This is a genomic window from Deltaproteobacteria bacterium (assembly GCA_019309045.1).
In the GTDB taxonomy this organism is placed as follows: Bacteria; Desulfobacterota; Syntrophobacteria; order BM002; family BM002; genus JAFDGZ01.
This window is the reverse complement of the sequence record JAFDGZ010000009.1, coordinates 54,071-67,267: the sequence shown is the minus strand read 5'-3', so window position 1 is coordinate 67,267 and position 13,197 is coordinate 54,071. Positions and strand designations below refer to the sequence as shown.

Sequence of the window (13,197 nt, the reverse complement as noted above, 5' to 3'; positions counted from 1 at the left end):
ACCATCTTCTACTTGGTGCTGCACCGGCTTCCTTCGAACCAGTGAAGGATCCGTCTGCCGCCATCTTTTTCTATTCCTTCCCCTTCGGCCGAATCAAGCCCTTTACATCGAACTCCGTGAAGGCGATCAACCCCGTTGGTCGAAAAATCATCACCAGGATGAGCAGCAGTGGAATGATGATCCATTTGAAAAGCTCCAGAGGCCGCAGAGCCTCACTGAGCATACTCAAACTGACGGCGCCGACCACAGAGCCATAGACCGAGTTGAGTCCACCAAAATAAACCATTGCCAGCACTTCTGCCAGCTTTTGAATGCCAAAGGTGCTGGGATTTACATAGCGCAGCACATGGGCAAAAAGGCCGCCTGCAATGCCGGCCCAAAATGCCGCAAAGAGGAAGGCCACTACTTTGGTCCTCCTGGTGTTCACGGTCATGGCGTCGGCTGCCATCTCATCGTCGCGCACGGCGTTCAGGGCTTTTCCTACGGTGGAACGAACAAAATTGTTGATGATCCAGACACAGAGAACAGTCCAGATGAACACGGTAGGTAGATTGACATAGTTTGGCTGGCTGCTCAAGCCGCGCGGGCCGCCCACAATTTCCAGGTTCTCGATCATGCTCTTGACAATGAACATGAAGGCAAGGGAGATGATTGCCAGATAGTCGCCGCGCGTTCGAAAAGAAGGCACCGCAATGGCCAGGGCACCCAGGGCAGCCACCAGTCCTCCCAAAATAAGTGCCAGGGGGAAAAGAAAAGGGCCCAAACTGGCGGGCAGTAAGGCCGTACCGAAGATCTTGTCGTTGGCAAAAAATAACAGAGTGAATACAGAGGCGGTATAGGCGCCCAGGGCAAGAAAGCCGGGATGCGAACAGGAAAACTCTCCCATGTAGCCGTTGATTACGTTGAGGCTCAGGGTCACCATCACAGCGATCATAGTCAATTTGACAGTCAGGAGGCGGTAGGCGCTGATTCCTGACCAGATATGAAGGATGGCATACATCAGAACCAGGTGAACGATCACGGCCACAGAGGGAGACAATCTGTAGAGGTAGCCGGCGATCTTGTTCCACCAAGGAGCAGCCATCCTGGCGACAATTGCCAGCGGCAGCAAATAGATGCACAGCACATATGCCAGGGTTCCAGGCACCAGCAGCGGCTTCTTGAGCACTATCATGCAGCCAAAAAGAACAGGGATCTTGGGAAGCCCCAACAAGTCCACAAGTTGGCTGCCAAGAAACTGCTCTGCCAGCACAGCGGTCAGGGCCCCAAAAAGCCAACCCAACAGGGGCACCTGGGCAAAAAACGCCAGAAGTTTACCTTTCGATGATGTTGTTTCTAAAGGAGAACCAGCAATCTTCTCTTTCACTGTCAATTTCCTGCAACCATCAGCCCCACCATCACCTCAGCCAACCTCAAGAGTAAATTCTGTTGCCGCCAACAGCTGAGATTTCCCTAAAGCCTCAACCTGGCACTGTATGGCTCTCCAAAGAAGCCGTGTGGCCTGAAGGTCAGAATCAGCAATATTATGGAATAGGCAATGAAATCTCGCAGAGTCGAGGGAAAGATCATGGCTACGAAAATCTCTATAAAACCGAGCAAAAAGCCTGCAAGCGTTGCTCCGAGAATGGAGCCCCTTCCTCCTAGAATAGCAGCCACAAAGGCCTTCCAACCAAAAACGATGCCCATATATGGATCCAGCACTGGATAGGCAACTCCAAAGAGTATCCCAGCCGCAGCAGCAAGAGCAGATCCAATGGCAAAGGTCAAGCGAGCAATGGTGTTGATTGGCACTCCCAGCAGAGGCACCACCACATAGTCGAAGGCCATAGCCCTCATGGCCATGCCCCACTTGCTCTTGCGCACGAACTGATGCAGGGCAAACATGAGAGCAATGGAAACCACGACGATCATGATCTTCTTGTTGGTTACGAACACGCCCCCAATGTCATAAGTGGTGGATTGGATCAAGGTTGGAAACCTCACTCTTCTCGCCCCGAGAAGCGCCAGGTTGCCCGTCTCCAGAATAATGCCGATCATCAGACCAGTAATAGCGGCAGAGGCTCGCGGCGCATCACGCAGGGGCCTGTACCCCACCCTTTCCACGATCATCCCCACAAAAGAGGTAAGAAACATGGAAATGATAATGGTGAGCACCAGGATCAACCAGCTGGGAAGAACGATTCCTCCCAGCGCGGTGAGAGCCAACAGGCCAGAGGCTATACCGAAACCTATGTAGGCGCCCACCATAAAGATGTCGCCATGAGCGAAGTTAAAGAGCATGAGAACACCATAGACCATGGAATAGCCCAGGGCAATGAGGGCATAAAAGCTGCCCCACTGCAAAGCATTTATCAAATTTTGCAAAAAGAATCCCATGCCGATCTACTCCGGTTTGTATGCTTGAGGCAGCCGCAGAGCCAAGAGGAAGGACTTTATTGGGCTATTTGGTTGAAAATTAGAAGTTATTCTCTTGGCTGCAGCTCTACCCATAAGTATTTCCCCCAAACCGTTCTGTGGCAATGTCTTTGGGAAAACAAAACAACGGGGCCAGGGCATGAAGCGCCCTGGCCCGTGCCACCTGCAGGAGGTGTGTTCTCAGGGTAGGTGGAGATGGCGAACTGGAAAATAGCCGTCGCCCTCACCTCACCTTACGGGCAAACTGATTTGTAAAACTCGTATTCTCCCTTGTCGCTGATCTTCACAATCACGGCACACTTGATCGGATCGCCGTCTTCGGTAAAAGTCATCTTGCCGGTAATGCCGTCGAACTCTTTGATCTTTGCCAGAGCATCACGCACACACAGGCGATCCTTCTCGATGTTGCCTGTAATTTTGCCGCACGATTGGATCGCCTGCTGGACGATGCGCAGTGAATCCCAGGTCAGGGCAGCCACGTCATCTGGAACATAGCCGTATTTTTTCTTGTACCGATCAATAAAGGCTTTGGTTGCCCCGGTAGCCCCGGCTGCCGCGTAGTGGGTGCTGAAGAACAGACCGTAGCAGTCTTTGCCGCACAGCTTGACCGTCTCGGCAGAACCCCAACTGTCGCTGCCAACGATCGGCTTGTTCCAGCCGAGTTCGTGAGCCTGCTGCACAATGAGAGCCACCTCGTTGTAATATTGCGGTACGAACAGCACCTGGGCACCCGAGCGAATAATCTTGGTGAGCTGTGAACTGAAGTCTGCATCTTTGGTGGTGAAGCTTTCGAAAGCCACCACTGAACCTGGCCCGTGGATTTTCTCCCACGCCTGTTTGAAAAACTCGGCCAGACCTTTCGGGTAATCGCTGGCCACATCATAGAGCACCGCCGCTTTACTGAAACCAAATTCTTTGGTGATAAAATTGGCCAACACCGGTCCCTGGAAAGGATCGAGAAAGCAGCCACGAAACACGTACGGTCGATTTTTGGTGGTATCCGGATTGGTGGACCACGGACTGATCATAGGCGTCTTGTAGTTGTTGGCCACATCACCGGCAGGCACCGCCTGTTTGGAGGCCTGCGGCCCAACGATTGCCAGCACTTCGTCTTCGGTGATCATCTTGGTGTTCGCCTTCACCGCAGACTCGGCCTTGGATTCATTATCCTCGATAACCAGTTCCACCGGGTACTTCTTGCCGCCCACCTCCAGGCCACCTGCGGCTTTGATATCCTCCAGCCACATTTGAGCTGCGTACTTGGTTCCTTCGCCAACTTTAGGGATGTCTCCGGTCAAAGGTGCGTTGATTCCAATTTTGATAAGCTTTTGCTTTGCCCATACCGAGGGCGACACAATGAGTGCCACGGCCAGCAACGTCACAACAATTATAGAACTCTTTTTCATTCCTCTCCTCCCTTTTGATTGGGTGACAACCTGCTTTCTGGGTACGCATATTGATTTGGCTGGGAAACAAATAAATCAATTCTTTAGCACACCAGTTGCTCTTTTTCAATGATTAATTGCGAGGCCAGTTATGTCCCAACTGGAGTTCTTTGCATGAAGATGACTGGCTGTCAGTGGACTGCGCTGCTTGTGGACTGTAGTAGTTCCTCGTTGAGGACGCTGGCGAAACCGCTTTGCTTCGCCCGGACAAAGACGTTTGCAGTACCAACGGCGTGCTCAATAAGACGGCTGGTATTGTATCCCGGCACTCCGGTGAGCAGACGTCGCAAGGGGTTCGCTTGATACAAAGTGGGAACGCGCTGCAACGGTCTGGGCATCTTTCTCTGCCTGCTGCGCAGTATCAACTCGCAGGCAAACTTCAACTCAGCCACCACCTGCTCGAGGGCATGGTAGTGAAAAGCCGGGTTCTGGTAACGCGCTGCCAGCTGTTTGACTGCCTGCCACTGCAGCAGTCGCGCCCAGCCATGCCGCCGCCAGACCAGGCTCTCGCTCGCCTGCCTATCGGCATAGAGGTGATGAGCGTACTCATGGGCAAGATAGGATTGCAACTGGACTCTGGGCAGCTGGTCGATGACAATAGCTGAGCGGCCTCTAGCATCTCTCACATAGCCGCACTGGTGTTCGATATTGATGCGGGTGCGTTTGTGGATCAAAAGGGGAACGGCGAGCAAGAAGAAAATGGCGCCGCGGACAAGCCAGTAGGCAGAGGAGGAATCTGCCACTCTGGCTGTCAGAAAAAAAAGCAGCATAGAGAGGGGAACGAACAGCAAAAAAAGGATCATCGTCCGACCCCATAATCTACTGAGCCGCCGAGTAAGCACCAGGCGTGGCTTCACTGTTTGAGCTGGTTGCCAATGGAGGAGCTCATGGCAGATCTCCATAGCCTCTGCCAGAAGAGCTTCTGCTTCCTGCTGTCGCAGTATGCGCGGTCCAAAGTCTCTAGCTGTCAGTTGGTCGAGGGCCGTTGCCTTGCGCAGCAGCAGCTCCAGCAGCTCCTGCAAGAACTCTTCTGCGAAAAAATCCTCTGGGAGAGCAAATGCTGCCATAGAAACCGCTCTTTCAACGCAGCTCGAAGGTGCGAAAAAAACTTTCTTCACTGACCATATTCTGCTAAAAGTGTCAAGCTATGAAACATTATCGCCTACCATTTCCCTTCACGGCAATTGTAGGCCAGGAGCGCATGAAGCAAGCCCTGGTTCTCAGTCTGATCTATCCAGAGATCGGCGGCGTGCTTATCCGCGGCGAGCGCGGCACCGGCAAATCCACCGCAGTGCGGGCCCTGGCAAGTCTTCTGCCTCCTGTTCCGGTGGTGGCCGACTGCCTGTTCCGCTGTCATCCCAAAGATCCCAGTTTGATGTGCCAACGATGCCTGGAACGCTACCAACGGCACGAGAGCATGCCCACTGCTCAGGAACGGATGAAAGTGGTGGATCTCCCTCTGGGTGCCACCGAGGAAATGGTCCTGGGAACACTGGATATCGAGCAGGCAGTGCGTCAGGGAGAGAAGGCCTTTCAGCCTGGTCTGCTCGCCAGAGCTCACAGAGGATTTCTCTACGTGGATGAGGTCAACCTCCTGCCTGATCATCTGGTTGACATACTTCTGGATGTGGCAGCCATGGGGGTAAACGTGGTGGAAAGGGAAGGAATCTCTTACAGCCATCCCAGCAAATTCATCCTGGTGGGTACTATGAATCCGGATGAAGGGGAATTGCGGCCCCAGTTGCAGGACCGCTTCTCTCTGTGTGCCGAGGTGACAGGCATCGACGACGAGAACCTGCGGTGTGAAGTGGTGGCGAGGTGCCTCAGCTTTGAACGTGCCCCGCAAGCCTTCTATTCACAATGGCGCCAAAAAGAACAGGCCCTGGTAAATCACATCCTTGAAGCCAAAGAAAGAGTGGCCCGCGTGGAGCTCTCCAGCAAATCCCTCGCTGCTATCAGCCGTCTGGCCGTGATGGCAGGCACGGACGGTCACCGGGCCGACATTGCCATGGCCAAGACAGCTACAGCCCTGGCCGCCTATGCAGGCCTGAACGAGGTCACCCTGCGGGAGGTGGCCACAGCTGCCCAGCTCGTGTTGCCGCACCGGTTGCGCATAGATCCCGCTGATGAACAGTCGCCTCTCGAAAAAATCGACCAGGTCCTGGAAAAGGTAATCGAAGTTGAGGAGAGCACCCTGGAGAAGCCCCAGGCCTCTGTGCGGTTAAAAAAAAACTCCCAGGCAGAGGCTCATTGACCCTTGACTGGGGCAGACGCTTCGATATTGGCCCGCCTCTAGTGGTCAAGAGCCAGAGCAGAGCGAGGCGGCAGGAGAAGCGGCTGCCCCGGGGTCGCAGACCGCGCCAGGCGGCCATCACCGCCGGCGGCCGCTATATCAAGAGCAGGCTTCCACTGGGAAGGCCGCAAAGCATTGCCCTGGACGCCAGCCTGCGAGCTGCTGCCGGGCGCCAGTGCAGCCGTCAGACTCGCAGGCTCATACGGATCGCCACCCAGGACATTCGAGAAAAGGTGCGGCTGCAGGCCACAGCTGCCACCATACTCTTTCTGGTGGACGCCAGCGGCTCTATGGGAGCCAACCGGAGGATGACCTTCACCAAAGGCATTGTCTTCTCTCTGCTCACCGATGCCTACCACAAGAGGGACCAGGTGGCGCTGCTCGCCTTCAGGGCTGCCCAGACCGAGCTCATTCTCCCCTTTACCAGAAGTCCACTGGTGGCCAGAAAGCACCTGCGCAAGCTCTCTGTCGGCGGCAAGACGCCTCTAGGTCTCGGCCTCAAAGAGGCTGTGGTCCTTCTTCGACGCCAGCAGCGGAAAAATGCCCAACTGCGGCCCGTTCTGGTGGTGGTTTCCGACGGCAGAGGTAATGTGGCCCTCGAATACAGCGACCCGTACGACGAAGCCATGCACTATGCTTCTGTGGTAAAGTCAGCAGGAATCGAGAGCATTTTCGTGGACACCGAGGAAGATCCCTGTAGCTTTGGCTATGGCCCCCAGCTGGCCCGCGCCATGGGGGCCAGCTATATATCCGCAGAGAAGATACGGTTGCACGGGGTGATCGAACTGCCCTTATGAAGCCTCTGGGTTGGCAGCCTGGCGACAATAGCAGAGCAACTTGTTGTTCAAAAATATTTTATCTTAAAATTCCAGATGCTTGGGAGTTCGAGGAAAGGGGATGACATCACGGATGTTGCTCACCCCGGTGACCATCATGAGAAATCTTTCGAAGCCGAGTCCAAAGCCGGAGTGGGGTACAGAGCCGAAACGCCGCAGGTCTAGATACCACCAGTAATCCTCAGGATTCATACCATTTTCCACTAGACGTCTTCGCAGCACTTCATAGCGCTCCTCGCGCTGGCTGCCGCCGATCAACTCTCCCACCCTGGGTACCAGCAGATCCATGGCGGCCACGGTTCGCTGATCGTCATTGAGCCGCATATAGAAGGGCTTGATTTCCTTTGGATAGTTGTAGACGATCACAGGCTTGCCAAAATGTTTCTCGCAGAGATATCTTTCGTGCTCGGTCTGGAGATCCGCTTCGAATTCCACAGGAAAGTCAAACTCTTTGCCTGAACCTTGCAAAACCTGGATCGCTTCCGAGTAGGAAATTCTCGCATAGGATTCTTCCACAATAACCTGCAAGGCTGTCCGGAGATTCTTGTCCACGAATCTCATGAACAGCTCCAGGTCCTCCTGGCAGTGCTCCATGATGTGAGTAGTCAAATACTTGACCAGTTCTTCCGCCAGATCCATGTTGTCATTTAGATCAGCGAAGGCCATCTCCGGCTCGATCATCCAGAACTCGGCCGCATGGCGAGGGGTGTTGGAATTCTCCGCCCGAAAAGTGGGACCGAAAGTGTAGACATTTCCCAGAGAGCAGGCAAATACTTCTGCCTCTAACTGCCCGGAAACCGTGAGACTCGCCTCTTTGCCAAAAAAATCTTCAGCAAAGGGATTCTCTCCTGCAGGCAGGGAGTGGGCCAGAGGCGGTAGAGTGGTTACTCTAAAGAGTTCTCCGGCTCCTTCGCAGTCAGAGCCGGTAATGATAGGTGAGTGGAGCAAAAAGAATCCACGCTCTCTGAAAAACTGGTGTACGGCAAACGAACACTCCGAACGGATGCGAAACAGGGCCCCGTACTTGTTAGTCCTCGGTCGGAGATGAGCAATCGTCCGGAGAAACTCATCTGTGTGGCGCTTTTTCTGCAACGGATAACTCTGCTGCTCAGATGCGCCTATCAGCTTGAGATCATCGGCTTGCAACTCCCACCTCTGGCCCTTGCCAGGCGAGTCCACGAGAGAGCCCGCCACTTCTACGGCGGCGCCGGTATTGACTCGTTTGAGGATCTGGTAGGCCGGAATCGCTGCATCCACAATCACCTGGATATTTTTCAGACAGGAGCCGTCATTTACATCCAGAAATGAAAAGCCCTTGGCGTCTCTTCTGCTGCGAACCCATCCTTTGATCAGGATGCTCTCCAAAGGAATATCAGAGTGAATAGCCTCCACAACCCTTATTCTTCTCATCAGGACCTCTCCTCACAAGGAGGTGTCTGCCTCCTGTTGCAAAACTCCTGCACATTTCTCAGGCAGGGCATTCCAGGCAGGCAGCAGCGACCGCTTTTCCTGCCAGGCTGTCCCAGCAAAATAAACCATAGATTGCCTCTGAAGTAAATCCGCTACAGAGCAGATAAGTCATATAATCGGATAGTATACTACCTGCTGTCCTTTGAGAAACAGGAGCGCCAGCACGAGGCTGAGGCGGTTGCTCCAAACAACTGGTTGACATAGTTGAGGAAAGATGCCAAGCTAAAGGGGAGTTGCCTATTGCTTCTGGCAAGTGACCCCTAAGCCTGTGCAAGGCTCGGGGTCTTTTTGTCGACCTGAAAAGGCAGGACAGGCAGCTTCGTTTGCACTGGGGCTGTCCTGGCAGTGAACGATTGCAGAGCAGCAGTCCTGTGAATGCTCGCAGGGTTGGCTGGCAGGGCGCTGCATCTGGTCAGCGACAAGCGACACAAAAAAAGGAGGAGATTTGGCAAAGCCCAGTCCACACAGCTTCAAGAAGCGACAGAAAGAAATCAAACGAAAGTTGAAAGCGCAGAAAAAGATGGAACGGCGGCTGAACAGGAAGAGAGGCGCAGGCAGTGCAGAGGAGTTGGACGCTGGCAAAGAACCAGCGGCTGAAGCAAAAGAATAGCGTGGCAACTGTTGCATCGATTCATGACAACAACAGCCGGGGCAGACTGATTTTCTCTTTAGCCCGTTGGGAGATGTTCAGCTGCCTGTTGAGTTGTGTGGCCTTAGCCGGCCGCGGTTGTTTTGCTGACGGCGAACCTGGCGCAACATCCTGGCATCTCTGAGCAGCAGTCTTGGGAAGGAAAAGGAGAAAGAATGGCTGTGGCAAGAATAGGGGATAAAGTAAGGGTGCATTTCACTGGATCCTTGGAAGATGGGACCGTATTCGGTTCTACTGTGGGAGAAGAGCCTTTTGAATTTATCATAGGACAAAAGAGCGTTCTCCCAGGTTTTGAAGAGGCTGTAGTGGGCATGATCGAAGGGGACACAAAGACAATCACTCTATCGCCGAAAGAGGCCTACGGAGACTACAGGAAGGACCTTCTGTTCATATTCGAAAGATCCGAATTTCCCGCAGACCTGGATTTAGAGTTGGGAAAGAGACTGCAAGTACGGTTGCGCGACGGCACCACTGCTCTTGTCGTCGTGAAAAACATTACTGAAGACAACATAGTTCTTGATGCCAACGACCCTCTTGCCGGGCAAAGTATCACTTTCAAGATCACTCTCATGAAAATACTATAAATATTTTGCTGTCAGCCCATGTCCGGTCACGAGCTCAGAAGTAGCTTGCCTTGCTTCTGGATCTGAAAACGCCATGGGTATCTGTCACAGAGTTCTCAGACCCAGAAAGTTTTGAACTGCAGGAAATGAGCACCAGTACATCAACAGAGGGTTTACACAAGTTTGAGTGGGAAGCGCTTGAGGTATGGAGCAAGCCCACATTTTCTCAGCCTCAAGATCATACCGTATACAGATAAAGTTCTTTTCTAGACATTGAGTGCACTCACTAAGCTAACGCTAAGAAATTACCCTGCAGGGTGGTAACGCTTGATTGCTTCTGCTCCGGATAGAACCCTGAGAGCGCCTTCGGCCAGAGCAAGCATCTCATTCTCTCCAGGATACACTTTAACCGGCGCGATGAACTCGACCCGTCCGCTAATCCATTCCACCAGCATTCTAGAGTTGGCCAGACCACCAGTCAACACGACTGCATCCACATCGCCGTCCAGCACCGTGCTCATGCCACCGACATCTTTGGCAACTTGATATGCCACTGCTCGCAGCAACAATTGCGCCCGCTCATCTCCCTGGCTGATCATTTCTTCTATTTTGCTGAGATCATTCGTCCCCAGATATCCAAGCAAACCACCTGCAGATGTGAGACGCCTACGCAATTCTGTTAGGTTAAATTTCTCTGTCTCTAGAAGCCGAAGGAGCTCCAGAGTTGGAAGGCTCCCAGCCCGTTCCGGGGTCATCGGACCTTCCCCGAGACCGATCGTGCTGTCTATGACCCTGCCATTCTGATGAGCACCGATGCTGATGCCGCCACCTAGGTGGGCCACGACCATGTTGCTCTCTTCATAAGGAATCCCAATTTCGTCTGCAGCCTTTCTCGCCGCAGCCTTCTGGTTGAGGGCGTGAAACGCGCTCTTTCTCTCAATCTCCGGAATGCCGGAGATCCTGGCGAGAGGATGATATTCGTCAGTGCTGGGGCTGTCCACAATCACGGCCCGGGTGCCGGCCTGCTTTGCCAAATCGTAGGCGATGAGCGGTCCCAGGTTGGTGGGATGCCGGCCGTATTTCCCGGAGCGCAGGTCCTCACACATCCTTACATCAATGAGATACACCCCGGAGGAAACCGGTGCGGTAAGACCGCCGCGACTTACGACCAAGTCCAGATGATCAAACAGTACCCGGTTTTTCAACAAGAATTTTTCAATGCATTCCTTGCGTAAGACAAGCTGCTCCATATAGTGAGAGAGAGAGCCTAGTTGCTGAGGGGTGTGGGCAATGGTCTCCTGGATCTTCAAGTGATCCTTGTCAAAAAAGGCAAGTTTGGTGCTCGTAGAGCCAATATTCAATAGCAAAATCTTATAGAAGCAGGTCATGGTCGCCCTCCAGCCGAGGTGCCATTAATACCGCAATAGCAAGTTCAATTACCCTGGCAGCAGAACGCTGAAAATCCAGATCTAAGACCACGGGCGAGCGGGTACCAAGGAGTACACCTGCCATTGGAAAGCCTCCAAACAGGAGCAAAAACTGCATAAAACTATAGGCAGATTCAATATCGGGCAGCAGGAATGCATCGAATTGACCTGTATTAGGATGGCTCACTCCTTTGCGGTGGGCGGCTTCTGTGGAGACAGCACAATCTATGTCCAAAGGCCCCTCGACCATGGCCTCTCCCAGTTGGCCACGCTCGGACATCTTTGCCAAGATGGCCGCATCCAGGGTGGAAGGAATCGCAGGATTTACCAATTCCAGCGCCGAAAGAACCGCAAGTTTCGGTCGCTTAATATCCAGAACATGGGCAAAATTGACAAGATTCTTGATGATACCAATCTTTTGCTCAAGTGTTGGGAAGTCATTGATAAGGGTGTCGGTTACCAGGCTAAGACGGCCAGCCTGGAGAGAGTCAAATACAGAGACAAAGCTGAGAGTTGCCGCGGTGCCCAGACCGTTCTCCGGGTCTTTCACGATGTGCAGGAAATCGCCCAGGGGCTTCGCCCCCTGAATCAAGATATCTGCCTCCCCCTGGCGCACCATCCTGACGGCCTGCCATAGCGAATCATCAGTACTCGGATCGTAAGTGCCTTCTTGGACATGACCAGGGTTTCTCTCCGCAAGTCCTCCACGAGGATCATTATCAACAATTATAGAATGAATAAGGCCAAGATCAGTTGCCCGGGAGAGTGCTGCCGACATGTCACTGCCCGGCGCGGGGGCGACCACGGCTCTCTTTCTTCCCCTTGTTTTCGCCTGATGCAGGATATCCTCAAAGCTTTTCACTGGTACCGCCTCGGAGCCAATGAGAGATCAAGACGCCAAATTCGATCTCTCCTTTGATGGAATCATAGGTGTCAGACCTGGATGGCAGCAGCAGCGGACCTGAAGCCCCCAGCATGACCGATCGTCTGGTGAGCTTTATGATGTAGTCCATCTTTACCAGAATGTTCCCAGCCTCCAGGTTCGGAACCAGAAAAATGTCCGGGAATTGGGGTTGCTCTACCCCGTTCTGATAATCGAAATCAGCTTTTGCTTTAAGAGAAAGATCGAAAAGGGAAAAATCTGAGACTACGCGGCAGCCCTCAAGCATACCTTTTCGCACCGCCTGTCTGATTTTCTCGGCGTCACTTCTGGAGGACAGGTCCATGCTCATACCCCTGTGAGCAGATAAAAGGAGAACTGTGGGACGGCTGTAGCCAAGCAAGTGCATCAGGGAGACAGCATTTCGAACGATCTCAATCTTGTCATCAAGATCGGGCTTGATGTTGACGCCCGGATCAGTGATGGCAATCAATCTGTTCAGCCCTGGCATCTCCCACAGAGTGACTACGCTGAACCGTTTCCTAGTGGTGGCCCTAGCCTGATTCTTGATCACGGCTTTGAATATATGTGAGGTGGGTATCTGCCCCTTCAGGAAAAAATCGGCCCTACCATCATCCAAAAATCCTACCCCAATGTCTGCCATGTCTTGCGGATCGTCTTCGTCAATGACCAAGAAATCCCGAATGTTGAATCCGGATTTTTCAGAAGTTTCATAAATAGTTTTCTGACTGCCAATGAATGTGGGAATGACTGTTCCTTCGTTACAGGCATCGCGTAGTGCCAGCATGACCTGATGATTTCGAGGAGATACCACTGCTACCACCTTTGGCGGTAAGCCAGATATTAGAGGTTTAACCTCCGCAAAACTTCTAAGCATTTCCATGCCCATCCTCAAGTCATCCTCCCCATGTGGGAGGGACATTTCAAAAAAGAGGTTTCTCCACCCGGTAAATCAGAACCGGACAGTCCGCGACCAGGGTGATGCCTTCGATTTCATAGCTGGCAGCACAGGCTGTGAGACTGACTTCCCTTGCCACTGCTCGACATGCTTGAAAATCGCCACTCTGAATCTTTCGTCCATCGACCTATATTCCTCTCATCACCAGAACTGATCCATAGTATCCCTATACATCGCTCCCAATATCCAGTGTCAAGCAAAATTCATCCATGATGGCCCAGAGGGAGACAAAGATTGACA

At 52.9% G+C, this 13,197-nt stretch carries 12 protein-coding genes; 4 read left to right on the top strand and 8 right to left on the bottom strand.

Going from position 1 to position 13,197, the window contains the following annotated elements:
• Window positions 1-70: 70 nt before the first annotated feature.
• The 4 genes from JRI89_03520 to JRI89_03505 form a co-directional block, all read right to left on the bottom strand.
• Window positions 71-1,354: a branched-chain amino acid ABC transporter permease gene (locus JRI89_03520; GenBank protein ID MBW2070303.1), complete on the bottom strand. Its 1,284-nt coding sequence runs from the start codon at window positions 1,352-1,354 to the stop codon at window positions 71-73.
• 98 nt (window positions 1,355-1,452) lie between these two features.
• Window positions 1,453-2,376, bottom strand: a complete 924-nt coding sequence (locus JRI89_03515) for a branched-chain amino acid ABC transporter permease (GenBank protein MBW2070302.1) — start codon at window positions 2,374-2,376, stop codon at window positions 1,453-1,455.
• A gap of 272 nt (window positions 2,377-2,648) precedes the next feature.
• Window positions 2,649-3,821 (bottom strand): ABC transporter substrate-binding protein, encoded by a 1,173-nt coding sequence (locus JRI89_03510; protein ID MBW2070301.1) that lies wholly within the window; start codon window positions 3,819-3,821, stop codon window positions 2,649-2,651.
• 170 nt (window positions 3,822-3,991) lie between these two features.
• A complete protein-coding gene (locus JRI89_03505) occupies window positions 3,992-4,927 on the bottom strand; it encodes a hypothetical protein (GenBank protein ID MBW2070300.1) in 936 nt (311 codons plus the stop codon).
• Window positions 4,928-5,007: 80 nt separating this feature from the next.
• Between JRI89_03505 and JRI89_03500 the strand changes: the two genes are divergently transcribed.
• Both JRI89_03500 and JRI89_03495 read left to right on the top strand, forming a co-directional pair.
• Window positions 5,008-6,114 (top strand): ATP-binding protein, encoded by a 1,107-nt coding sequence (locus JRI89_03500; protein MBW2070299.1) that lies wholly within the window; start codon window positions 5,008-5,010, stop codon window positions 6,112-6,114.
• Window positions 6,111-6,950, top strand: a complete 840-nt coding sequence (locus JRI89_03495; protein MBW2070298.1) for a VWA domain-containing protein — start codon at window positions 6,111-6,113, stop codon at window positions 6,948-6,950. The genes JRI89_03500 and JRI89_03495 overlap by 4 nt, the downstream gene beginning before the upstream one ends.
• Window positions 6,951-7,013: 63 nt before the next feature.
• On the opposite strand, the gene asnS is transcribed toward JRI89_03495, so the two are convergent.
• Complete coding sequence (gene asnS, locus JRI89_03490) at window positions 7,014-8,399, bottom strand: asparagine--tRNA ligase (protein MBW2070297.1); 1,386 nt, start codon at window positions 8,397-8,399, stop codon at window positions 7,014-7,016.
• Between the two features lie 505 nt (window positions 8,400-8,904).
• On the opposite strand from asnS, the gene JRI89_03485 reads away from it, so the two are divergent.
• Both JRI89_03485 and JRI89_03480 read left to right on the top strand, forming a co-directional pair.
• On the top strand, window positions 8,905-9,069 hold the full coding sequence (locus JRI89_03485; protein MBW2070296.1) for a hypothetical protein: 165 nt from the start codon (window positions 8,905-8,907) through the stop codon (window positions 9,067-9,069).
• A 194-nt stretch (window positions 9,070-9,263) separates the two neighbouring features.
• Window positions 9,264-9,692, top strand: a complete 429-nt coding sequence (locus JRI89_03480; GenBank protein MBW2070295.1) for an FKBP-type peptidyl-prolyl cis-trans isomerase — start codon at window positions 9,264-9,266, stop codon at window positions 9,690-9,692.
• Between the two features lie 284 nt (window positions 9,693-9,976).
• Here JRI89_03480 and buk read toward each other — a convergent pair whose 3' ends face one another.
• From buk to JRI89_03465, 3 genes are read right to left on the bottom strand one after another with little or no spacing between them, the layout of a single operon-like run.
• On the bottom strand, window positions 9,977-11,059 hold the full coding sequence (gene buk / locus JRI89_03475; GenBank protein ID MBW2070294.1) for a butyrate kinase: 1,083 nt from the start codon (window positions 11,057-11,059) through the stop codon (window positions 9,977-9,979).
• The gene (locus JRI89_03470; protein ID MBW2070293.1) at window positions 11,043-11,960 is read right to left on the bottom strand and encodes a phosphate butyryltransferase; all 918 of its coding nucleotides are present in this window, start codon (window positions 11,958-11,960) and stop codon (window positions 11,043-11,045) included. The genes buk and JRI89_03470 overlap by 17 nt, the downstream gene beginning before the upstream one ends.
• On the bottom strand, window positions 11,947-12,876 hold the full coding sequence (locus JRI89_03465) for a hypothetical protein (protein ID MBW2070292.1): 930 nt from the start codon (window positions 12,874-12,876) through the stop codon (window positions 11,947-11,949). The genes JRI89_03470 and JRI89_03465 overlap by 14 nt, the downstream gene beginning before the upstream one ends.
• Window positions 12,877-13,197 lie beyond the last annotated feature (321 nt).